The sequence below is a fragment of the Acinetobacter sp. GG23 genome (assembly GCF_057766365.1).
The window spans coordinates 189,035-208,770 of the sequence record NZ_JBYMDJ010000002.1; the positions used below are offsets into that span (position 1 = coordinate 189,035).

Consider the following 19,736-nt stretch of genomic DNA (forward strand, 5'->3'; position numbering starts at 1 on the left):
TCATGTTAAATATGAGAGTGCTAAAAAAGCAAAATCACTGTACAAGAGTATGAAAATAAAAAAGGAATTAAAACCATGATGGCTAAAATTTTAATCGCACTGATTGCATTACTGCATGTTTATATATTAGTGCTTGAAATGTTGCTGTGGGATAAACCCATGGGTATGAAAGCTTTTGGCAATAATGCAGAAAAGGCAAAATTGACCAAAGTTCTAGCGCAAAATCAGGGTTTGTATAATGGTTTCTTGGCAGCCGGGTTAATCTGGTCGCTGTTTGCACCTGAAACTTATGCGACCGCACTGGCCAATTTCTTTTTAGCCTGTGTTTTGGTTGCCGGGATTTATGGTGGCATCACTGCCAGTAAAAAGATTATTTATATTCAGGCTGTACCGGCATTGATTGCCTTGATTGTGGTGAATTTCATTTAAGCGAAAGATAGTTTGCGGCGTAGACTATGTGATTGAATGAATTGATCTGTTTGGATGGATAGGGATGCTGGCTTTATTTTTAAAATGTAGTTTAGGGGCAGCGGTTGTTTTAATTATTTCTCTCCTTTCCAAGAGTAAAGCTTTTTATATTGCCGGGCTGGTTCCACTATTTCCGACTTTTGCTCTAATTGCACATGTGATTGTGTCGCAACAGCAGGGCGCAGAAGCGTTGCGTAAAACCGCATTATTCGGTTTATGGTCGCTTATTCCCTATTTTATTTATTTGATTTTGGTGTATGTATTGGCAACCAAAATGTCGATGTGGTCGTGTCTGGGTATAGCGACGCTATGCTGGATGGTGGCTGCGGCCGGCCTGATTTATGGCTGGCAGATGTTTCAGAATTAAAAACAAACAATGCATTTTTATGACTAGTAATTAGATAACTTGTGAAAATCAAAATATGTTCCATATTAGATTTTTAAAAATCAGAACTGCCTCATTTAACTGATTCAATTTCTATACCTTTGCGTAGGCATTAGCTCTACTTTTGAAAGGTCAAAAGTAGACAAAAACCTTTTGTTCCACCATACACGACATCCTTGTCGTGATGGAAAACGTGTGGCATCCATGCTACACTCATGAATCAAATACTTGCTAAATTTATCTTTTATTTTATTTTTATGAGGAATTTGTAGGGATTGAAAAATGACTTATGAAAGAAGTCTATTCATCCAAACCTAACCATTGGCGCTGATCATAAGCACTATCCCAGAACAGCCATTCCAGTTTGGCGGCTGTGGTATAGGCATGATGCATTTTCTCAAGCGTATCGGCATCACAGCGCGCTGCGACTTTATCAATGGTGGCAATCACATTTCGTACTGCTTCATTAAATTCTTCGCCTGAATAGGTGTCGACCCAAGCTTGGTACGAATTATTCGGTATTGAATTATCAACAATATCTTTACCGACTTCTGCATAAATCCAGAAACAGGGAAGTAAGGAAGCCAACACCACCGGATAGCTTTCAGACCATGCCGTTGCAGTTAAAAATGAAGTGTAATGATGACAAGCCAAGGTCAAAGGAGTGGATTCAAATTCTTTTTTGGTAATATCAAATTCCTGCATGAAACCATCATGCAGACTGCGTTCAACCACAATGGCAATGCGAGCAGCTTCTGCAAATTGAATCACGTCATCAGCTTCAAAAGCTTTCGCAGCACAGATTGCCAGCGCACGTCCATAGGCCAATAAATAATGCGCATCCTGAATCACATAGTGGCTAAAAACCTCTTTGCTCAACGTACCTTGTGCAAGTTCCTGGTTAAATGGCAGGGCTAAAGTTTTTTGATATAAATCCAGATTTCGCTGCCAAACCTCTTGAGAAAAGCTCATCTCATCATCCTAACGCTATTAAAAGAAGAATTTACAGAAGGCAGGACTATAACAAGAGTTTTCACACGAAGATATCCGGCAGCCCAAAGCGTGATTTTATCTTCAAAAAAAATCATACGAAGAATTTTGGATTAATCTCAAAAAGGCGTCATAATTATGCGCATAAAATCTTAAGCTTCTGTTTTTAAGTTTTACCGAATTTACTCTCCATACATCTTTGTTCATAGGTCGATCTATCATGATGAAACATTTTGGTTTCTCAATCATTTTTACGATCGTGTGTCTGGCTATTTCTGCATATTGGGGCTATACCCATGGCCCAGAAGCAGGTTTAAAGACCATGTTCACGGCGCTCACCATTACTGCCATTCTAGCAGTCATGGAAGTGTCACTTTCTTTCGATAATGCTGTGGTGAATGCCTCGGTACTCCGCGGTTGGGATCATTTCTGGAAAATGATTTTCTTGACCGTCGGCATTGTTATTGCTGTATTTGGCATGCGTTTGGTGTTCCCGATTGTGATAGTGGCTGTCACTGCAGATATGGGCATGCTTGAAGTCGTGAAAATGGCGATCAATGATCCTATTCTTTATTCAGAGAAATTAATGGCACATCATGCTGAAATTGCAGCATTTGGTGGCTCATTCTTGTTGCTGGTATTTCTGAATTTCTTCCTGGATAGTGAAAAAGATACACACTGGTTTAGATGGATTGAAGCACGTTTGTCGAATCTTGCCAATGTACCGGCAATGTCGGTATTTATTGCTTTGGTTGGCTTGCTGATCATGGCGGCCAATGTAGCGGAAGCATCGCGTTTAGCTGTGACCATGGCAGGGATCTGGGGTATCGTCATTTACATTGGGGTTCAAGTCCTGAGCCACTTGTTAGGCGGTGAACCTGAAATTGATGAACAGGGCAATGCTGTGGCACATGATGCCAGTGGAGCATCTACAGGTGTGATTAAAGCCGGTTTTGGTGGTTTTCTTTACCTTGAAGTACTTGATGCGTCATTCAGCTTTGATGGTGTCATCGGTGCTTTTGCGATTACATCGGATGTGGTGATCATTATGCTGGGTCTAGCGATTGGTGCCATGTTTGTGCGTTCAATGACCATTTACCTGGTCGAAAAAGGCACACTAGATGCTTATGTTTTCCTTGAGCATGGCGCGCATTATGCCATTGGTGCTTTGGCATTCATTATGCTGGCGAGTGGTGCCGGGTTACATATACCAGAAGTCGTGACCGGTTTGATTGGGGTCGCGTTTATTGTCTGGGCAGTCATTGCATCCATTCAATATAGCAAGCGTCAAGAACGGATCGGTTAATGGTTTTTTAAGAAAAACGGTTACAATAGAGGCGCATGAAAATGCGCCCTTTTTTATGAGGGCTGCCCTTTGAATAAATCAGCATCCAGAACATGAATGTTGTAGGATAGCCCATCGAAATTAAACTTATAAACCTAAGCTTACTGATATGATGAATGCTTTAGAACGCCGTTCAACCTTTGCCTTGAGCAGTATTTTTGCACTGCGTATGTTGGGTTTGTTCATGATTATTCCTGTGTTTTCTGTAGCAGGACAGTCATATCAAGGCGCAACGCCTGCGCTGATTGGTCTGGCGGTCGGCGTATATGGTTTAACCCAAGCCATTTTACAGATTCCATTTAGCTTGCTGGCTGACCGTTTTAGCCGTAAGCCTTTGGTCGTTTTAGGCTTATTGTTGTTCGCACTCGGTGGTGCAATTGCCGCGATGTCTGAAACCATTTATGGCGTGATCATTGGTCGTGCGATTGCCGGCGGCGGTGCGGTTTCTGCGGTCGTCATGGCTTTGTTAGCTGATGTCACCCGTGAAGAACAGCGCAGCAAAGCCATGGCGGTTATGGGGATGAGTATCGGGTTCTCTTTTATGCTCGCGTTTAGTCTTGGACCTTGGCTCACGAGTCTGGTCGGTATTTCCGGACTATTTTGGGTGACCACCATTATGGGCCTGGCGGCAATTTCCATGTTACTGCTGGTTCCCAAAGTCACCCGTCATCATAAAAATTATCAGCAAGGTTATCTCGCACAACTGAAACAGGTGCTGAAAATGGGCGATTTAAACCGCTTGCATGTTTCCGTGTTTGCACTGCATCTGTTGCTGACAGCGATGTTTATTTATATGCCATCGCAACTGATTCAGTTTGCTGATATTCCATTGGCCAGTCATGGTCTGGTGTATTTGCCTTTACTAGTGATTAGCCTGTTTTTTGCTTTTCCAAGTATTATTTTGGCGGAAAAATATCGTAAAATGCGCGGCATTTTCCTGACTGCAATTGGCGGGATTATTCTGGGTTTACTGGTACTGATTTTTGGCTATGAATCCAAATATATTTTATTGGCAGGTTTGGGGTTCTTCTTTATTGCCTTTAACGTAATGGAAGCGCTGTTGCCTTCGTGGCTCTCTAAATCCGCACCGATTCAGTCTAAAGCCACAGCGATGGGTGTGAATGCCAGCAGTCAGTTTTTAGGAGCATTTTTTGGCGGTATGATTGGTGGTCAACTCTTATTACTCAATAATACGGCCTTGGGTTGGAGTATCTTAAGTGGTATCGCCATTGTCTGGTTGCTAATCAGTTTTGGCTTGGCTCAACCGCGCTATCTTTCATCTTTGGTTTTGCGTTTACCTGAGACCAAACAAACGGATGAGTGGACTTCTCAACTTTTGGCAATTCGTGGTATTGAAGAGGTTGTGGTGATGTCTGATCAGCAATTTGCTTATGTTAAAATTGATAAGCAGCTTATAAATGAAGCTGCGCGACAAGATTTAACGCAGTTGTTAGGTAAAGATATAGCCATTTAAGCATAACTCTTATAAAGTAAAATATAGAAATAAATAGGAAGTGTACGTCTGATGCGTGGTGTTAATAAAGTAATTTTAGTCGGAACTTTAGGTAAAGATCCTGAAACCAAAACTTTTCCGAATGGTGGTTCTCTTACTCAGTTTTCAATTGCAACTAGCGATTCGTGGACTGATAAAAATACTGGTGAGCGTAAAGAGCAAACTGAGTGGCATCGTATTGTGTTGCATAACCGCTTAGGTGAAATTGCACAGCAATATCTACGTAAGGGTTCAAAAGTTTATATCGAAGGTTCATTGCGTACGCGTCAGTGGACAGACCAAAGTGGTCAAGAACGCTACACCACAGAAATTCGTGGTGAACAAATGCAAATGTTAGATAGTAACCGTCAGCAAGGTGAACAAACTGCGGGTGGTGACAACGCGGGTTATAATCAACCACGTTTCAACAACAACCAAGGCGGCGGTTATAACAACAATAATAACAATAGCAATAACCAAGGCGGTTATGGCAATAATCAAGGTGGTGGTTTTAATAACAACCAGCAAGGCGGTTATGCAAACAATAATCCGTCTGCTTTCCAGCCGAAAGCACCGCAATCAGCACCTGCTGCGCCTGTCGCTGCACCTGCTGATCTAGATGACGATTTACCTTTTTAATTGAATTAGAACGGCAAGTCATCTCCAAAGCCCTCTCATTGCAGAGGGTTTTTTTATTGCCTAAACCAATCACTTTTATAAAATGAATAGGAATAATTGATCGTATAATTCGATTGTTTTTATAAAAAAGTACGGTTTTACCTATTTGAGAAACTTTCGTATTCTTGCTTCACAAGATAAGCAATCCCAGAAGTAAGTTAGAGGAATATTTAATGAGTTTAATTAATACTGAAGTAAAACCATTCAATGCAACAGCGTATAAAAATGGTGAATTCATTCAAGTGTCTGAAAAAGACATGATCGGAAAATGGTCAGTGGTGTTCTTCTATCCTGCAGACTTCACTTTTGTTTGTCCAACAGAACTCGGTGATTTGGCAGATAACTATGCTGAATTCCAAAAAATGGGCGTTGAGATTTATTCAGTATCTACAGATACCCACTTTACTCATAAAGCTTGGCATGACAGTTCTGAGGAAATCAAGAAAATCCAGTATCCAATGATCGGCGATCCAACCTGGACTTTGGCAAAAAACTTTGAAGTTTTAATTGAGTCTGAAGGTTTGGCAGACCGTGGTACTTTTGTGGTTGACCCAGAAGGTAGAATCCAGATTATTGAAATCAATGCCGGTGGTATTGGTCGTGACGCTCAAGAGCTTCTACGTAAAGTGAAAGCAGCGCAATATGTACATGCGCACCCGGGTGAAGTTTGCCCGGCAAAATGGAAAGAAGGCGATGCCACACTTGCACCTTCAATCGACTTGATTGGTAAAATTTAATCTCAAGTTAAAATACTCTCCCAAAAAATCCAGGACTTAGCTCCTGGATTTTTTATATGCACCATCTGTTAACTTAAAGCGCATAACCTAAATGATCTTTGGCTAAATTTATTAAACCTTCAACCAGATAATCAAACAGTCTTTCCATCACCAGATGTTGATCTTCTGCATGGAAACTCCGACAAAATTATTAATTTTAATCCGTGGTTGCAGCGGAATATCAATGACTTCATCATGCGTACGGTTGTTCAAATGCCAATAATATTATGATTTTTGTATGCCGCGAACTATGTTTGAAATTTGATTTGATGAGATTGCTGGCATCAATTGTTGCACTAAATCCACCATATTTCACCACCAAAGAAGTTAATCATCAAATGAATGTATAAATCATGCTTAAACTGGGTAAAGAACTCTTTATTGTGGCTGAAAAAAGATAAAAAGAAGGAGGTTATAAAACAAAATAAAAAGCGATCCGAAGATCGCTTATTTATAAGAAAAAATCTTATTTTTGAGTGCTATGTTGGTTATAACTGTGAATTAGGTTGCGATAATCAGGAATGTGATTCGAGAACAATGCGCCCAAACCTTCCACATCATTACGCCAGTCGCGATGTAATTCACATGCCGCACCAAACCAAGTCATCAGTTGCGCACCTGCATTTGACATACGATTCCATGCCGAGTCACGGGTTAAAGAATTGAATGTACCGGAAGCATCAGTAATCACGAATACCTCAAAATCTTCTTCCAGTGCAGAAAGTGCAGGGAAAGCCACACAGACTTCAGTTACCACCCCAGCAATAATCAGCTGTTTCTTACCTGTGGCTTTTACTGCTTTGACGAAATCTTCATTATCCCAAGCATTAATTTGACCCGGACGTGCAATATAGGGCGCATCCGGAAACATTTCTTTCAGTTCCGGAACCAGAGGCCCATTGGGCCCGTTTTCAAAACTGGTGGTTAAAATAGTGGGAAGATTAAAATATTGAGCTAAGGCAGCTAATGCTAAAACATTATTTTTGAATTTATCCGGATCGATATCACGAACCAATGACAGTAATCCAGTTTGATGGTCGACCAGTAAAACTGCTGCATTATCTTTATCTAAACGAACATAGGGGTTGCCCATTTTTGTAGTCCTCTTTTTAATCATTATGGAGGCTGATGGACCGAGCATAAAACGCTGACCTCAGCTTCTGAATATTTTCATTATGACCTACAGTAAAAACGTGAAGTGTGTGAAAGGGGGAAGCCTCATCATAGGATGAGTAGCCTCAGAAGATTGATAAAAATGATCTATTTTTTGTATTCTTTTTGAGTGTAAAAAATAGAATTATCCCATTCCTGGGACGCTGTATATTGCTCATGCGCTAGGCTGGTGACTTTAAAAGTTCTAAGATAAATCCATATTATTTCCTAGTGATAGGAGCTTTGAAATGAAAAAAATTATTGGTGTTTACCGTAACCAGAACATGCATTGGGTCGGAGATGGTTTTCCAGTTAAGAACCTGTTTTCCTACGACCGCTTAGGTCAGGCGATTAGTCCATTCTTGCTCTTGGATTACGCAGCACCCTATCATTTTAGCCCGACTACGCAGCAGCATGGCGTGGGTTCACATCCGCATCGTGGTTTTGAAACGGTGACGCTGGCTTATCAAGGCGGGGTGACTCACAAAGATTCAGCAGGCGGTGGCGGTCAGATTAAAACCGGTGATGTACAGTGGATGACTGCAGGTGCAGGTTTGATGCATGAAGAGTTTCACTCTGAAGAATTCGCTAAAAATGGGGGACTCTTTGAAATGGTGCAGCTTTGGGTGAATTTGCCTGCGGCAGATAAAATGACCCCGCCTAAATATCAGGCTATTGAAGCACAAGAGATTCCGGTCATTGAACTTGACGAGAGTGCCGGGCATATTCGCGTGATTGCAGGGCGCTATCTACAGGGTGATACAGAACATAGCGGCCCTGCCTCTACTTATAGTCCTGTAAATGTCTGGGATGGTGAATTAAAAGCAGAACATATTCATCACATTCATGTACCGGTCGATCACAATGTATTGATTGTGGTGCTATCCGGTGAAATGCAGTTGAACGGAACGCAGCATGTTCAAGACAGTTCCATTGTCATGTTTGCTCAAGATGGTGAAGCCAATATTCAATTACAGGCGATTAAAGACAGTAAATTTTTGGTGCTAACTGGTCAACCTTTGAATGAGCCCATTCAAGGCTATGGTCCCTTCGTAATGAATACCAAGGATGAAATCGTGCAAGCTTTTAATGATTTTAATAGCGGCAAGTTTGGTGAGATCCCGGTTGCCAGTTAATTTTGGCCATTCCTTGATCATATAAGAAATAAAGAAGCCCCTAAAATATTTAGGGGCTTTTTGCGAAATAAATTTTCTTGTTTTTACAGCATTTGCATAGTTATGGGTTGTTAAAAGTGTGATCTGATGGTCAATTTGTTAGGTGAGGTATGATAGTGATATTTTAGGCTTTTGTAAAACGATCGTTATAATATTGGTTAATATATATATGCTTTTTTTAACATGTTTTAAAATTTATCTTAATAAATTTTAAAACTTTATTATATTTATTTGGGGTTTTTTCTATGTAAGTAAATGTAAAAATCTTGCTGATATCCCTGATGAGGACTTTTGTTAAAAAAACATATTCTGGAATATTTTAATACCGCCTTTTAATCTCGCTTGGTTCATAATTTCAAGAATCTTATATGTAACTGACGGATAATAATTTTGGATATTGCAGTTATTGGTAGTGGCATGGCTGGGCTAGCTACCGCCAGAATTCTTAAAGATGCAGGGCATAGCATAACTATTTTTGAAGCATTGCCTGGACGTGGTATGGATAGCCATAGCATTGAATTTGAAGGCGGCTTAATTGATGCACCCTTGCGTGTAATGAATCCTCATTTGTGGAAAAATACCCTGAGTCTGGCGACCTATTTGGGTATACCCACTTTCCCTGTGCGTACCTATATGGCATGCAGCTGGTTGTTTGAAGACCGTACTGAAACATGGTTAACCACTACTCGTAGCCGTATTGGTAATTTCCCGATTATTAACAACCGTAAAGGACTTCAGCAATACGGTTGGCGCCTGGTCAAAGGCATGCTGCAACTGAAAGCAGCTATCACTCGATTCTTCAAATCAAAGAATCAGGATATTACCCTGGCTGAATTTATAAATAATAATGATATTGAAGAAGTATTCTGGCATGGCGCAGTGATGCCAGTGCTCTATACCATTTGTACCTGTAATCCAAAAACTATTGGCGAATGGCCTGCAAAACCTTTATTGACCTTCTTGCGTCAATTGACCGATGGCGATGCTTTACTGCGTATTCAGGGCGGCACTCCGGCATTGGTAAACAAGCTGATTGAAGGCATTGAAATTCATAATAGTTCTGCCATTACTCAAGTTAAAGAACAAGACAATGGTGTTTTGATTGAAAATGCACTAGGTGAGCAGCGCATTTTTGACCGTGTGATTGTGGCCACACCGACCAATAAAATTGAAACCTTCTTAAATAATGAACAATTTGCAGCTGATATTGCGCTGTTAAAGAAATTCAAATTTGAACAGGGTCAATTGGTGATTCACACCGATCAAAGCGTAATGCCACCCAAACGTAAAGATTGGGCGGTACTCAGTTATATGATGGATCGTAAATTTACCCGTCAACAGTTCACAGTATGGTTGAATTCGGTCGAGCCGAGCCTGGTCGGTAAAAATCCAGTGTTCCAAACCTGGCAACCGGTGACTGACATTGATCCTAAGAAAGTCATTTCCAGCGTTACGTTAAATCGTGCTGTAGTGGATTCACAAACAGTGGCTTTAAATAAAGAACTGCAACAACGTCATAAAGATCTCAACCGTAAAGTGTTCTATTGCGGTTCTTGGTCTTGTGATGGTTTGCCACTTTTAGAATCGGCAGTGACTTCAGCAATGAATATTGCGGAAATTTTTAATGCTCCATTGCCGTTTGTAGGATTACAACCTAAAGTTGAAGTTGCCCCACAACTCGGCTACTAATACATGAAATGGCTTCAAACGGTTCAGCAGCAATTTGTACAACATAAGTATGCGATAAACGCAAAACAGTTGGGAGATAATGCTGAACTTGCTTGGAGTAATTTAGGTTATTGGAATGATGCAACATCATTCTATCCAGAGGCTTGTCGTCAATTGGCAGATCAGTTGGCGCAAGCAGTCCATTTAACTTCAAAGGACAGATTGCTGGATTTAGGCTGTGGACAGGGTGCAAGTCTGGTTCATTGGCAACAGCAATACCATGTTCAAAATATTGAAGCCGTGGAATTACAATCCAGTTGTGTGATTCAAATTCAAAAACTTCTTCCTGAACTTCCTGCGATTCATCAACAATCTTTTTTAAATTTAAAACAGATTCAGTTCAAATTTGGCTTTGATGTGGTGCTGTGTATCGATGCAGCCTATCACTCAAATTTGAATTTATTTCTTGATTCAGCGGGAAGTGTTTTAAATTCAAAAGGCAGATTGGGTTTTCATTATTTAATCTGGGCTGAGAAATGGCTGGATTTAAATTCATTCCAGAAAAAAAAGTATCAGTGGTTATTAAAAGCGGCAGATGTCAATTTAAATCATTTAATGACTGAATCGGCTCTGAAGCAAACCTTGCAGAGCTATGAGTTTGCAGAGATTGAAATCCGTGATTTATCTAAAGGCGTTTTGCAGGGTTTTGCAAATTATTTTCACACCTTGCAGCAATTATCGCCACAGACTACAGATTTGGATGCATTTAAAATTCGTATGACAGCAAAGTTATGTCGCAAGCTGTATGCAGAGGGTGTGGTCAAGTACGTGCAAATCAGCGCGAAAAAATAATAAATAATGATGGGTTAAATATTTTGAAAAAAGATGAGTCCCAAAAACAACAAAGCCTCACTAAAAAGCGAGGCTAAGTATAAAATGGTGCCGGCACACGGATTCGAACTGTGGACCTACTGATTACAAGTCAGTTGCTCTACCAACTGAGCTATGCCGGCAACGTGGGATGAATAATAGCGAATTTTGCTGAAAACGCAAGCCAAAAAATGAACGATTGATTTACCAGCTTTAAGATAAAAAAATTACCCACCGCAAAGGTGGGTAAGTCAAAAAGAATTTAAAAGATAAAAATGCTTATTTGGGCCTCAGGATCTGGGCTAAGTCTTGTGCGCATTCTTCTAATGTTAAAGCCATGTCTATTTGCATTTGTGGCTTCAGTTCATCTGCAAGCTTTCTCCATTGTTCTATTAAACGTATAGCTTTCTGAATTTTATGTTTATTCATGTCTTTGGCAATGGTTGGGGTATAACCACCACGTTTCGCATTCTTGATCTGTTTTACATAGTTATCGCTGGTATTCATGCTTACTCCCGAATAGCAGTTTTTGATATGTTGAATGAGCTTTTAGGCTTCGATCTAAGGTTCTGTAATATGATTATTATCAGCAGAATATTGCAGCTTGATGATATTTTTTTGAGTTTTTATGGAGTCTTGTAATACTGGAGTGAAGGTCTAAATTTATTTTCAAAATGTGCGCCATTATTTTAAATTTTAAATCCACAGATGACGACTTTTAACTTCATGAATGAAGAAAGTATCTAGGGATACTTTCTTCAGTTTATCTAAATATTAATATTCCCAAAACATGCGCTGAATTTCTTTTGCATCTCGGGTTTTGGTAAGCGCAAGGGCTGCCAGTAGTTTTGCTTTCTGTGGATTTAAGTCATGCGCCACCACCCAGTTATATTGATCATCGGGCTGTTCTGCATTTCTTAAAACAAAGCCTTGTGGCACACGTGAGGAACGGATAATTTGCACGCCTTGTTTTTGTAGCTCATTTAAAGTTGGCACAATATTTTTTGCCACTGAGCCATTGCCTGTACCTGCATGAATAATGGCTTTTGCCCCAGCTTTTGCATACGCTGTATATGCATCGGGAATCATATTGCCAGAACCATAGACAATTTGAACTAGAGGTAACGTATCACCTTTAATATTTTCAATATTGAATTCAGAGGCATTATTAAAACGTTTCGCCACATTTCTAAACCAATAGGTTTTACCTTCGACCAGGGTACCTAATGCCCCCCACTGACTAGTAAAGCCATTGGTATGAATATTAATACTTTTGGTCACATCACGTGCTGCAAAAATATCATCATTCATGAGCACAAAAACGCCTTTAGCTTTGGCATTGTCGGCAGCAGCTAGCGCCACAGCACTATATAAATTTAAAGGCCCATCCGCGGATAATGCTGAAGGTGGGCGCATAGAACCCACGACTACAATGGGTTTATCCGTATGAACGGTCAAGCTTAAAAAATAAGCTGTTTCTTCTAGGGTGTCGGTGCCATGCGTGATCACAACGCCATTTACATCTGGATTTTTCACCAATTCATTGACTTTACGTGCAATGGTTAAAAGTTCTTTGTCTGTAATGCTTTCCGAAGCAACTTGAAGTGCCTGTACACCGGTAACATTTGCAAGGTTCTGAATTTGAGGAACAGCTTTAAGTAAGTCGTCCACAGGTACTTTGGCTGCGGTATAGGTTGCACTATTGGTGGAACTGGCACCTGCACCTGCAATCGTACCGCCTGTGGCGACCACCACGACATTATTTTTAGCAAAAGTTGAAAAGGGTAGTAATAAACCGAGGCTCAAAGAAAGGGCGGTAAGTGTTTTTTTCATCATTTTTCCTTATAAACGTTCTGTACAATCCAATCATTTTTTGTACCACTTATAACGTAATATAAAGACACTAGATTTGCCTATACCTAATTTAAAATATGCATTTCATAATGAGAAATATAACAACTGATGATTTTTATATAGGCTGAATAAACGACAGTAAAATGCTAAATAGATTATTTTTATATTGATAAAACAATGAGATGAATGAAATAAAGGCAAAATTCTAACAAAGAGGGGATAGTAAGTATCTAAGTGAAGATACCCATAAGACTAAACTACCCTTTGATTTTAATGTAGCCCCTCCACCCAAATAAAAAGATTTATATCTGGGTACAGGGCGTTTTAGCAGGAATAAATATTAGAATAATTAAGAATTTATAAAAAATATTCCCAAATAACATACCCCAAACCGAATCCAATAAATGAGTAAAGTGTAATGATAAAGAATACAAAGCTCGCTTTATTTTTCTTTTTTAAAAAACTCATATTAATCCCCAAGATTCGGCCTAAGTTAGATCATATTATCCCATTTGTTTAGGAAAAGTGGTCTGCTCGGCTGCTTTTAAATAGACCCATTTCGATTTTTTTTTGATTATAAAAACACTCTTAACGCAATCGTCGAGAAGCTGCGGTTGAAACTTATCTAGAGCGATACATTAGTTTAGATGGATCAAATGTCGGATTATAGACAATAAAAAAAGGCTTAATCCCTTTAGAATTAAGCCTTTCTTCACTGCTTTGGAGTGCAGTTCTTTCGAATTTGGCGGTGAAAGAGGGATTCGAACCCTCGAAACGCTATAAACGTTTACACACTTTCCAGGCGTGCTCCTTCAGCCACTCGGACACTTCACCATTGCGCCGCGATAATAACGAAAAAAAACGCCTCTGCCAAGTTGAAACAATTGATTTAAAGCAAAAGTTTTATCTCGGTGATATGATGGCGAAAAAATAGTGTCTAAAAACGAAGACAAAATATGCAAAGTACTGCAAAGAAAGCCGCCTTGCCTGTGATTACCCTTGCAGCGCTTGGGGTTGTATTCGGAGACATTGGCACCAGCCCACTGTATGCGCTTCGGCAATGTTTCCTCACCGCACATCTCGCTATTAGCGAAGCATCAGTCCTTGGCATTTTGTCGCTGATCTTCTGGTGCATGATGCTGACAATTAGTTTCAAATACGTCACCATTATTATGCGTGCGGACAATAATGGTGAAGGGGGGATTATGTCGTTATTGGCATTGAACCTGCGGACATCACGTATTGCCGAGAACAAAAAGATTTACCTGATTGCCTTGGGATTTATTGGTGCATCACTTTTTTTTGGTGACGGTATTATTACCCCGGCAATTTCTGTTCTGTCAGCCATTGAAGGTTTGAGTATCGCGACACCGATGTTTAACCAGTGGTTAATGCCTCTAGCGATTGGTATTTTGGCTGGATTGTTTCTGGTACAGCGGCATGGTACGGCCACTATGGGGAAATTCTTTGGTCCATTAACCATGGCTTGGTTTTTATCCATTGGTGCACTCGGGGTATGGAGTATTATCCAAACGCCATTTGTATTGACCATGGTGAGTCCACATTGGGCCTTTAACTTTATTGTCCATCAACCCTATGTGGCTTTTCTCACCATGGGTGCAGTCATTCTGACCATAACCGGTGGTGAAGCTTTATATGCCGATATGGGACATTTTGGTCGCTTGCCGATACGTCTGGCCTGGTTCATTATCGTTTTGCCTTGTCTACTGTTTAACTATGCAGGACAGGGGGCACTATTGCTGCGTAACCCAGATGCAATTGCCAATCCATTCTATATGCTGGTTCCTGATTGGGCCTTATTTCCTATGATTGGTTTGGCGACTGCTGCGGCAGTCATTGCATCACAAGCGGTGATTACCGGTGTGTTCTCCATGACCAATCAGGCGATTCAGCTGCGTTATTTGCCGCGCTTAACCGTCCATCACACTTCGGATGTTGAGCAAGGCCAAATCTATTTGCCGTTCATTAACTGGGTGTTATTCATTTCGGTGGTTATCCTGATTTTACTGTTTGAAAGTAGTGCCAGTTTAGCCAGTGCTTATGGTGTGGCGGTCACTATGACCATGCTCTGCGGTACGATTTTAATTTCTTTTCTGGCCTACGGTTTTTGGCGTTGGCCGGTCTGGAAAGTTTTGTTATTTGCGGTACCATTCTTATTGATCGATTTCGTTTTTGTGGCCTCCACCTCATTAAAAATTATTTCTGGAGGATGGGTGCCAATTCTGATCGGCGCTGCGGTGTATACCCTTTTAATGACCTGGAAAGCGGGACGAGAAATCGTACTGGCACGTTTAGAAAAGGATGCCTTACCGATAGATCTGTTTATTAAAAGTATTAGTATGAGTGCGGAAACTCAATTTGTTCCCGGTTCAGCGGTCTTTCTAACCGGCACACCGAATATCGTGCCGCATGCCATGTTGCACAATATCAAGCATAACAAGGTGCTGCATGAGATGAATATTATGGTGACGGTAGTGACCCGTGATATTCCTTATGTAGCACAGGAGGAGCGAACCAAAGTCGAAAAACTGGACAATCGTTTTTATCGTATTTCTCTGTATTACGGTTTTAAAGATCAGCCCAATATTCCAGAAGCACTGGAACAGGCCTATGAACAGTTAGGTTTTGACTTCGACATGATGCAAATAAGCTTCTTTATTTCGCGTGACCGACTGATTCATACGGTTGGAGAAGGTTTGTCTCCTTGGCGTGAAAAACTGTTTATTTCGATGCAACGCAATACCAGTCCAGTGAGTGATTTTTATCAAATCCCACCCAATCGTGTAGTCGAGCTGGGTAGTCAAATCGAAATATAGTTTGGTCAACATCAGATAATAAAAAACCAAGGTGGAAAATCCTTGGTTTTTTATTTGGAGGATAAAGCCTGAAAAGAGAATGATTAGTTCTCTGTTTGTTCTAGAGCTGGAGCTTCTGGAGATGCATTCACAGGCGCATCATTAATACCAGCTTCTGGTGCAGCCTGTACCGCATCCTGAGGTTGTGCGGCTTCAGGTGCAGCTGCGAAAGCTTCATTTGTTTCAGCAGTATTCACTGGTGCCGCAGCGACAGCTTCATTGGTTACATCAGTTTGTGACATATCCGCAGCATTTACTGGTGCATCAGGAGACGATGAAGTCATACGTGCTGCAGCAATATTTTCATTGGTTTCATTTACGGGTGCCTGTGCAGCGGTTTCCTGATCCATGACTTGTTCAGCTTGCTGCGCAGCTAATTCCGCATTGGGTTGCATTGGATCAACATTTTCTGATGCAACTTGGGCAGTTTGCTCGAGGGCAGGACTGTTCGTTTGCTCAGGTAATGCTTCAACGGCTTGTGCTGTTGTATTTATATCCGTAGCTTGAGGTGCATTTACATCTACAGCTGAATTGGTTTGTACCTTTTGGGTCTCAGATCCCGCGTCAGCGGGTGCAGTAGCGACTTGACCTGCATCGACAATACGGATTTGACCACTTGTCACCAAATCTTGAATCGAACCAACTTGACCATTCACGGTAGTAGTCACTTTAACTTTAGATAAACTTTCTAAAGAATCGCCAGGTTGAATTGCGGGTTCTGCGAATGCAGTTGCACTCATTAGTCCTGTAACGAGACTTAAACCTAAAAGCTTCGAATGCATATAATACTCCGTAGAAATAAAAATTCCGAATCTTGCATCTTTTCACCTTGTCATAGTTAGGATCGGTTTTTCAATCAAACATACGTAAAGCCATTAAGAGTCTTTATAAAAGCTTTATAAAATTAGACATACTGTTACAACAACTGCGCTTTTGTTAATCATGTTTTGTTTAAATGTTAAACAAACAGCTTTCGCTACATATACTTCATTTTCCCTGCTTGTTAAGCTCAAGGAAAATGAGTGTTTATCTGAAAATGGCAATTAAGAAACGTAAAACCAGTAAATCTTGGGTGCAGCTTTTAAATCAAAATAGTTTAAAAATTATTTTGGGCTTAGTCGCGACCAGTAGTTTTGCGATTGCCTTTGGACAAGAAAAGATTCAGCAATTTGTTTCATTACCATCTTCATCAAACTCAGCGTGTTTAGACCAGTTTTATCGTGATATTCCCCCTTATTTGACAAAAGAAAGTCTTCATAAAAATACTTATCCCTTGTGCTTTAATGGTTTCAATGTGATGTATTCAGGGGTGTCTAAAACACCTTTGTGGGTTGCGGAAGCTTTGACTCCGCAACGATTAAGTCAAAAAATTCCACGTGAAGATAGTTTTCATGAAGAATCCAAAGTCAAAGTAGAACATCAGGCGACCTTGTCGGACTATAAAGCATCGGGTTACGATCGTGGACACATGGCGCCAAATGCCGACATGCCGAATAAAGCTGCGCAGAATGACAGTTTTTCGTTAGCCAATATGGTGCCGCAAGCACCAAAAAATAATCAGCAGGTCTGGCGTGAGTTAGAAGAAGCCACGCGTGCGATTGTGACCAAGCAGAAGCAGGATGTTTACGTGGTGACCGGCCCCGTATTTGCTGCTAAAAAACTTAAAACCATTGGTAAGGGTGTAATTGTTCCAACAGCGACCTACAAAGCCATCTATATGCCAAAAACAGGGGCTGCAGGGGTGTACTATGCCGACAACACCCTGAAAAATACTGCGCCAAAAGTTCAGGTGATCAGCATATGTGCATTGGAAGATCTCACGGGAATTAATATTTTCCCTCAGCTAACAGAAGACCAAAAGCGTAATACTTACAATTTGCCATTAAGGGCAAGTGCGGTCAAAGCGACTCAGAAAATTGCTTATTCATATTGGGATGCAGAAAGCCAATGTGCCGAGGAGGTCAGTTCAGATGCGCTTAGCACTTTGCAGAAACAGTTTAAATCTTCCTCTGTAAGTTCATCTTCAAAGGCGGCGACGACGCAATCGGGTGAAAACAAGAATGCAGCTCCGACGATCGATCCAAATACGCAAGAGACGATTGTTAAGCAATTGATCGAAGGACTTTTACAGTACATTTTACAGTTGTTGAAATAAGCCTTTTTTAAGTAGGATGGAGGTAATCATGCTACTTTTTAAATAACAACAAAGATCAGTGAGAAGATAATGTTCAAGCCTTTTGAAAATGGTAGCGAATCGCATGCTATTCACGACCTCACTTTAGAAAACCAAGAAGATTGCGTCAGTATTTATGGTAACTTGCAGCTGACTAAAGATCAGGCCGGTTTGCAGGCTGCTAAAGCCTTACAGGCCTTTTTAAATGCTGTAGTCAGTGCTTTGGAAAATGAGGACAATTTGCCTGAAAAAATTGATCGTCAAGATGAACAGGAAATTGAAAATCCATTTCTATAAAAATCATTAAAATATTATGTTCCACATGGAACGTAAAAAAGCTGATCAGAGCTGTAATATCAATTGGTTGACAATTGATAGGAGTTTTTAACTTTGAATTCATTCTTTGATACTTGGAAAGGTCATTCGCAACTTAAGCAACATCAAAGCTTATGTGCCGATTTTATCGAGGAGGGTGATTGGAATACTGATTAAATGAATCAGGGTTAAAGCCAGACTGGTGGCAACAGGTGCAAGACGCGCAGGTGCAGGTTGGTCAGTCGCGACCCTAATCACAATTATAAATATGGCAGCTATTACAATCTTAATAATTAAAGCCGAAGTCATACAGTATTTACCCGCAGATAACTCGGCAAATCTATTATTGGCAAAACCGCCTGTGCCTACTTGACCCTGTATAATCACATATAAAAAGAGTGCTGCTCAGGTGGCATCAATGACTAGATAAATAACGACTCGATAAATAATACAAGGAATCAGAGTTTATGAGTATTGCTGTTGTCGCCATTGTTGGGGGGTATAGCCCGTCCACTGTTTAAAGGCACGTTGGAAGGCACTTTGTTCAGAATAGCTCAGCAATAAAGCAATTTCTTGGAGGCTTAGGTGCGGATCTTTTAAATATTGTTCGGCCAACAGATGTCGGACTTCTTGCATACGCTGCTGGTAAGTGGCACCTTGCTGGTGTAAATGGCGTTGCAACTGGCGTACAGACATGCCTAATTGTTCAGCAATCGGTTTGATTTGATAGCGGTTTTTTTGAAGACCGGTCAAGATAGCCCTTTGCAGACGATGATCAAGCTGAGTGGAGTTGGGGAGCTTATCAAGTAAAGCATGTGCTTGCTGCATCAGTAAATGTTGTAAGGTTTGATCGCCTTGAGGAAAGGGTTTGGCCAGTTCTTGAAGTGGAATAATAATCTGAGCAGTGGGTTGAGAAAAGCGGACTTTACAATGGAAATACTGCTCATACAACGCGATATTTTTTGGAACCGGATGGACAAAATGAACCTCATGTAAATGTATGTCTTCAAAATCCATAAAGTGTTTAACAAACTGCAGCATTAATGCGATAGCAATTTCATGAGTGACTTGAGTGGTCAAATGAACAGGGATTTCTCCCCAGCCAATCGCCAAATAATCTCCAAGCATATTGACATGTAAGCTACTGCCATCATAAACCAAACGATGAAAATCATGATAACGATATAAAGCTTCGCCTAAGGTGTTACAAGACAACGCAATGTAAGCAATAATTCCGAGATGCTTGGGTTGCATATGTTCGGCAATGTCCAGACCCAAGGTCGCAATTTGGACCTGTTGTTCTATATCTGTCAGTAACTCGCGCCAAAGACTGAAGTCAAAACGTTCAAGATTTTGAACCCGTTCCAGTTTTTCAGAAATAGCGAGACCCTTAGCTTGACTATAAGCATAAAGTAAATGCCCGAGTCCACCGTATACCGAGCCTGTATAGTCTTTTGATTGCTGCATCGTAATCGTGATCTTTTTGTTGTCGTAATTTGTCAATGAAGTTTTATTTTAG

The 19,736-nt window shown here is 40.6% G+C and carries 19 protein-coding genes, 2 tRNA genes and 1 pseudogene; 12 read left to right on the forward strand and 10 right to left on the reverse strand.

All coding sequences use genetic code 11. The features are described 5' to 3' along the window. Positions 1 to 75 precede the first annotated feature (75 nt). On the forward strand, positions 76 to 429 hold the full coding sequence (locus tag AC3CAU_RS03960) for a DUF1304 domain-containing protein (protein WP_131215314.1): 354 nt from the start codon (positions 76 to 78) through the stop codon (positions 427 to 429). A 64-nt stretch (positions 430 to 493) separates the two neighbouring features. Further along, on the forward strand, positions 494 to 835 hold the full coding sequence (locus AC3CAU_RS03965; protein ID WP_131215312.1) for a GlpM family protein: 342 nt from the start codon (positions 494 to 496) through the stop codon (positions 833 to 835). 318 nt (positions 836 to 1,153) lie between these two features. On the opposite strand, the gene tenA is transcribed toward AC3CAU_RS03965, so the two are convergent. Beyond that, positions 1,154 to 1,825, reverse strand: coding sequence for a thiaminase II (tenA, locus tag AC3CAU_RS03970; protein ID WP_447053756.1), 672 nt, complete (start codon positions 1,823 to 1,825; stop codon positions 1,154 to 1,156). Between the two features lie 238 nt (positions 1,826 to 2,063). Between tenA and AC3CAU_RS03975 the strand changes: the two genes are divergently transcribed. The 4 genes from AC3CAU_RS03975 (at position 2,064) to ahpC (ending at position 6,095) form a co-directional block, all read left to right on the forward strand. Then, positions 2,064 to 3,149 carry a DUF475 domain-containing protein gene (locus tag AC3CAU_RS03975; protein ID WP_131215306.1) on the forward strand — a complete coding sequence of 362 codons (1,086 nt, stop codon included), beginning with the start codon at positions 2,064 to 2,066 and terminating at the stop codon, positions 3,147 to 3,149. Between the two features lie 148 nt (positions 3,150 to 3,297). Next, positions 3,298 to 4,662: an MFS transporter gene (locus tag AC3CAU_RS03980; RefSeq protein WP_131215303.1), complete on the forward strand. Its 1,365-nt coding sequence runs from the start codon at positions 3,298 to 3,300 to the stop codon at positions 4,660 to 4,662. Between the two features lie 51 nt (positions 4,663 to 4,713). After that, a complete protein-coding gene (ssb, locus tag AC3CAU_RS03985; RefSeq protein WP_131215300.1) occupies positions 4,714 to 5,319 on the forward strand; it encodes a single-stranded DNA-binding protein in 606 nt (201 codons plus the stop codon). Positions 5,320 to 5,531: 212 nt separating this feature from the next. Further along, complete coding sequence (ahpC, locus tag AC3CAU_RS03990; RefSeq protein WP_131215297.1) at positions 5,532 to 6,095, forward strand: alkyl hydroperoxide reductase subunit C; 564 nt, start codon at positions 5,532 to 5,534, stop codon at positions 6,093 to 6,095. Positions 6,096 to 6,600: 505 nt separating this feature from the next. On the opposite strand, the gene ycaC is transcribed toward ahpC, so the two are convergent. Beyond that, positions 6,601 to 7,227 (reverse strand): isochorismate family cysteine hydrolase YcaC, encoded by a 627-nt coding sequence (ycaC, locus tag AC3CAU_RS03995; RefSeq protein WP_131215294.1) that lies wholly within the window; start codon positions 7,225 to 7,227, stop codon positions 6,601 to 6,603. A 307-nt stretch (positions 7,228 to 7,534) separates the two neighbouring features. Between ycaC and AC3CAU_RS04000 the strand changes: the two genes are divergently transcribed. The 3 genes from AC3CAU_RS04000 to AC3CAU_RS04010 all read left to right on the forward strand — a co-directional run bounded on the left by AC3CAU_RS04000 (position 7,535) and on the right by AC3CAU_RS04010 (position 10,981). Then, a complete protein-coding gene (locus AC3CAU_RS04000; RefSeq protein WP_131215292.1) occupies positions 7,535 to 8,422 on the forward strand; it encodes a pirin family protein in 888 nt (295 codons plus the stop codon). A gap of 429 nt (positions 8,423 to 8,851) precedes the next feature. Beyond that, the gene (locus AC3CAU_RS04005; protein ID WP_131215288.1) at positions 8,852 to 10,150 is read left to right on the forward strand and encodes an FAD-dependent oxidoreductase; all 1,299 of its coding nucleotides are present in this window, start codon (positions 8,852 to 8,854) and stop codon (positions 10,148 to 10,150) included. Between the two features lie 3 nt (positions 10,151 to 10,153). Then, positions 10,154 to 10,981: an SAM-dependent methyltransferase gene (locus AC3CAU_RS04010; protein WP_447053755.1), complete on the forward strand. Its 828-nt coding sequence runs from the start codon at positions 10,154 to 10,156 to the stop codon at positions 10,979 to 10,981. An 85-nt stretch (positions 10,982 to 11,066) separates the two neighbouring features. On the opposite strand, the gene AC3CAU_RS04015 is transcribed toward AC3CAU_RS04010, so the two are convergent. The 5 genes from AC3CAU_RS04015 to AC3CAU_RS04035 form a co-directional block, all read right to left on the reverse strand. After that, a tRNA-Thr gene (locus AC3CAU_RS04015) sits at positions 11,067 to 11,142 on the reverse strand. Positions 11,143 to 11,278: 136 nt separating this feature from the next. Beyond that, positions 11,279 to 11,506 (reverse strand): hypothetical protein, encoded by a 228-nt coding sequence (locus AC3CAU_RS04020; RefSeq protein WP_131215281.1) that lies wholly within the window; start codon positions 11,504 to 11,506, stop codon positions 11,279 to 11,281. A gap of 267 nt (positions 11,507 to 11,773) precedes the next feature. Continuing rightward, positions 11,774 to 12,832, reverse strand: a complete 1,059-nt coding sequence (locus AC3CAU_RS04025; RefSeq protein WP_447053754.1) for a type II asparaginase — start codon at positions 12,830 to 12,832, stop codon at positions 11,774 to 11,776. A gap of 378 nt (positions 12,833 to 13,210) precedes the next feature. Next, positions 13,211 to 13,321, reverse strand: a complete 111-nt coding sequence (locus tag AC3CAU_RS04030; protein WP_131215275.1) for a hypothetical protein — start codon at positions 13,319 to 13,321, stop codon at positions 13,211 to 13,213. A gap of 275 nt (positions 13,322 to 13,596) precedes the next feature. Then, positions 13,597 to 13,687: transfer RNA gene (locus AC3CAU_RS04035), tRNA-Ser, on the reverse strand. Between the two features lie 122 nt (positions 13,688 to 13,809). Between AC3CAU_RS04035 and AC3CAU_RS04040 the strand changes: the two genes are divergently transcribed. Beyond that, a complete protein-coding gene (locus AC3CAU_RS04040; protein WP_447053753.1) occupies positions 13,810 to 15,690 on the forward strand; it encodes a potassium transporter Kup in 1,881 nt (626 codons plus the stop codon). 83 nt (positions 15,691 to 15,773) lie between these two features. Here the strand turns inward: AC3CAU_RS04040 and AC3CAU_RS04045 are convergent, their stop codons facing one another. Beyond that, positions 15,774 to 16,511 carry a hypothetical protein gene (locus AC3CAU_RS04045; RefSeq protein WP_447053752.1) on the reverse strand — a complete coding sequence of 246 codons (738 nt, stop codon included), beginning with the start codon at positions 16,509 to 16,511 and terminating at the stop codon, positions 15,774 to 15,776. Positions 16,512 to 16,765: 254 nt separating this feature from the next. Between AC3CAU_RS04045 and AC3CAU_RS04050 the strand changes: the two genes are divergently transcribed. Beyond that, positions 16,766 to 17,884, forward strand: a complete 1,119-nt coding sequence (locus AC3CAU_RS04050; RefSeq protein ID WP_131215356.1) for a DNA/RNA non-specific endonuclease — start codon at positions 16,766 to 16,768, stop codon at positions 17,882 to 17,884. A gap of 69 nt (positions 17,885 to 17,953) precedes the next feature. Then, positions 17,954 to 18,199, forward strand: a complete 246-nt coding sequence (locus AC3CAU_RS04055) for a hypothetical protein (protein WP_131215265.1) — start codon at positions 17,954 to 17,956, stop codon at positions 18,197 to 18,199. Positions 18,200 to 18,373: 174 nt separating this feature from the next. Here AC3CAU_RS04055 and AC3CAU_RS04060 read toward each other — a convergent pair. Then, positions 18,374 to 18,622: pseudogene (locus AC3CAU_RS04060) on the reverse strand (MIP/aquaporin family protein); the annotation flags it as partial. A gap of 60 nt (positions 18,623 to 18,682) precedes the next feature. Continuing rightward, positions 18,683 to 19,684, reverse strand: coding sequence for an AraC family transcriptional regulator (locus AC3CAU_RS04065; RefSeq protein ID WP_131215259.1), 1,002 nt, complete (start codon positions 19,682 to 19,684; stop codon positions 18,683 to 18,685). Between the last annotated feature and the right edge of the window lie 52 nt (positions 19,685 to 19,736).

Coding starts and splice junctions, on each gene's coding strand:
- AC3CAU_RS04050 (WP_131215356.1), top strand. CDS start 16,766: ATGGCAATTAAGAAACGTAAAACCAGTAAATCTTGGGTGCAGCTTTTA.
- AC3CAU_RS04000 (WP_131215292.1), top strand. CDS start 7,535: ATGAAAAAAATTATTGGTGTTTACCGTAACCAGAACATGCATTGGGTC.
- ahpC (WP_131215297.1), top strand. CDS start 5,532: ATGAGTTTAATTAATACTGAAGTAAAACCATTCAATGCAACAGCGTAT.
- AC3CAU_RS03980 (WP_131215303.1), top strand. CDS start 3,298: ATGATGAATGCTTTAGAACGCCGTTCAACCTTTGCCTTGAGCAGTATT.
- AC3CAU_RS04010 (WP_447053755.1), top strand. CDS start 10,154: ATGAAATGGCTTCAAACGGTTCAGCAGCAATTTGTACAACATAAGTAT.
- AC3CAU_RS03975 (WP_131215306.1), top strand. CDS start 2,064: ATGATGAAACATTTTGGTTTCTCAATCATTTTTACGATCGTGTGTCTG.
- AC3CAU_RS03960 (WP_131215314.1), top strand. CDS start 76: ATGATGGCTAAAATTTTAATCGCACTGATTGCATTACTGCATGTTTAT.
- AC3CAU_RS04020 (WP_131215281.1), bottom strand. CDS start 11,506: ATGAATACCAGCGATAACTATGTAAAACAGATCAAGAATGCGAAACGT.
- AC3CAU_RS04055 (WP_131215265.1), top strand. CDS start 17,954: ATGTTCAAGCCTTTTGAAAATGGTAGCGAATCGCATGCTATTCACGAC.
- ssb (WP_131215300.1), top strand. CDS start 4,714: ATGCGTGGTGTTAATAAAGTAATTTTAGTCGGAACTTTAGGTAAAGAT.
- ycaC (WP_131215294.1), bottom strand. CDS start 7,227: ATGGGCAACCCCTATGTTCGTTTAGATAAAGATAATGCAGCAGTTTTA.
- AC3CAU_RS04045 (WP_447053752.1), bottom strand. CDS start 16,511: ATGCATTCGAAGCTTTTAGGTTTAAGTCTCGTTACAGGACTAATGAGT.
- AC3CAU_RS04040 (WP_447053753.1), top strand. CDS start 13,810: ATGCAAAGTACTGCAAAGAAAGCCGCCTTGCCTGTGATTACCCTTGCA.
- AC3CAU_RS04065 (WP_131215259.1), bottom strand. CDS start 19,684: ATGCAGCAATCAAAAGACTATACAGGCTCGGTATACGGTGGACTCGGG.
- AC3CAU_RS04030 (WP_131215275.1), bottom strand. CDS start 13,321: ATGAGTTTTTTAAAAAAGAAAAATAAAGCGAGCTTTGTATTCTTTATC.
- AC3CAU_RS04025 (WP_447053754.1), bottom strand. CDS start 12,832: ATGAAAAAAACACTTACCGCCCTTTCTTTGAGCCTCGGTTTATTACTA.
- tenA (WP_447053756.1), bottom strand. CDS start 1,825: ATGAGCTTTTCTCAAGAGGTTTGGCAGCGAAATCTGGATTTATATCAA.
- AC3CAU_RS03965 (WP_131215312.1), top strand. CDS start 494: ATGCTGGCTTTATTTTTAAAATGTAGTTTAGGGGCAGCGGTTGTTTTA.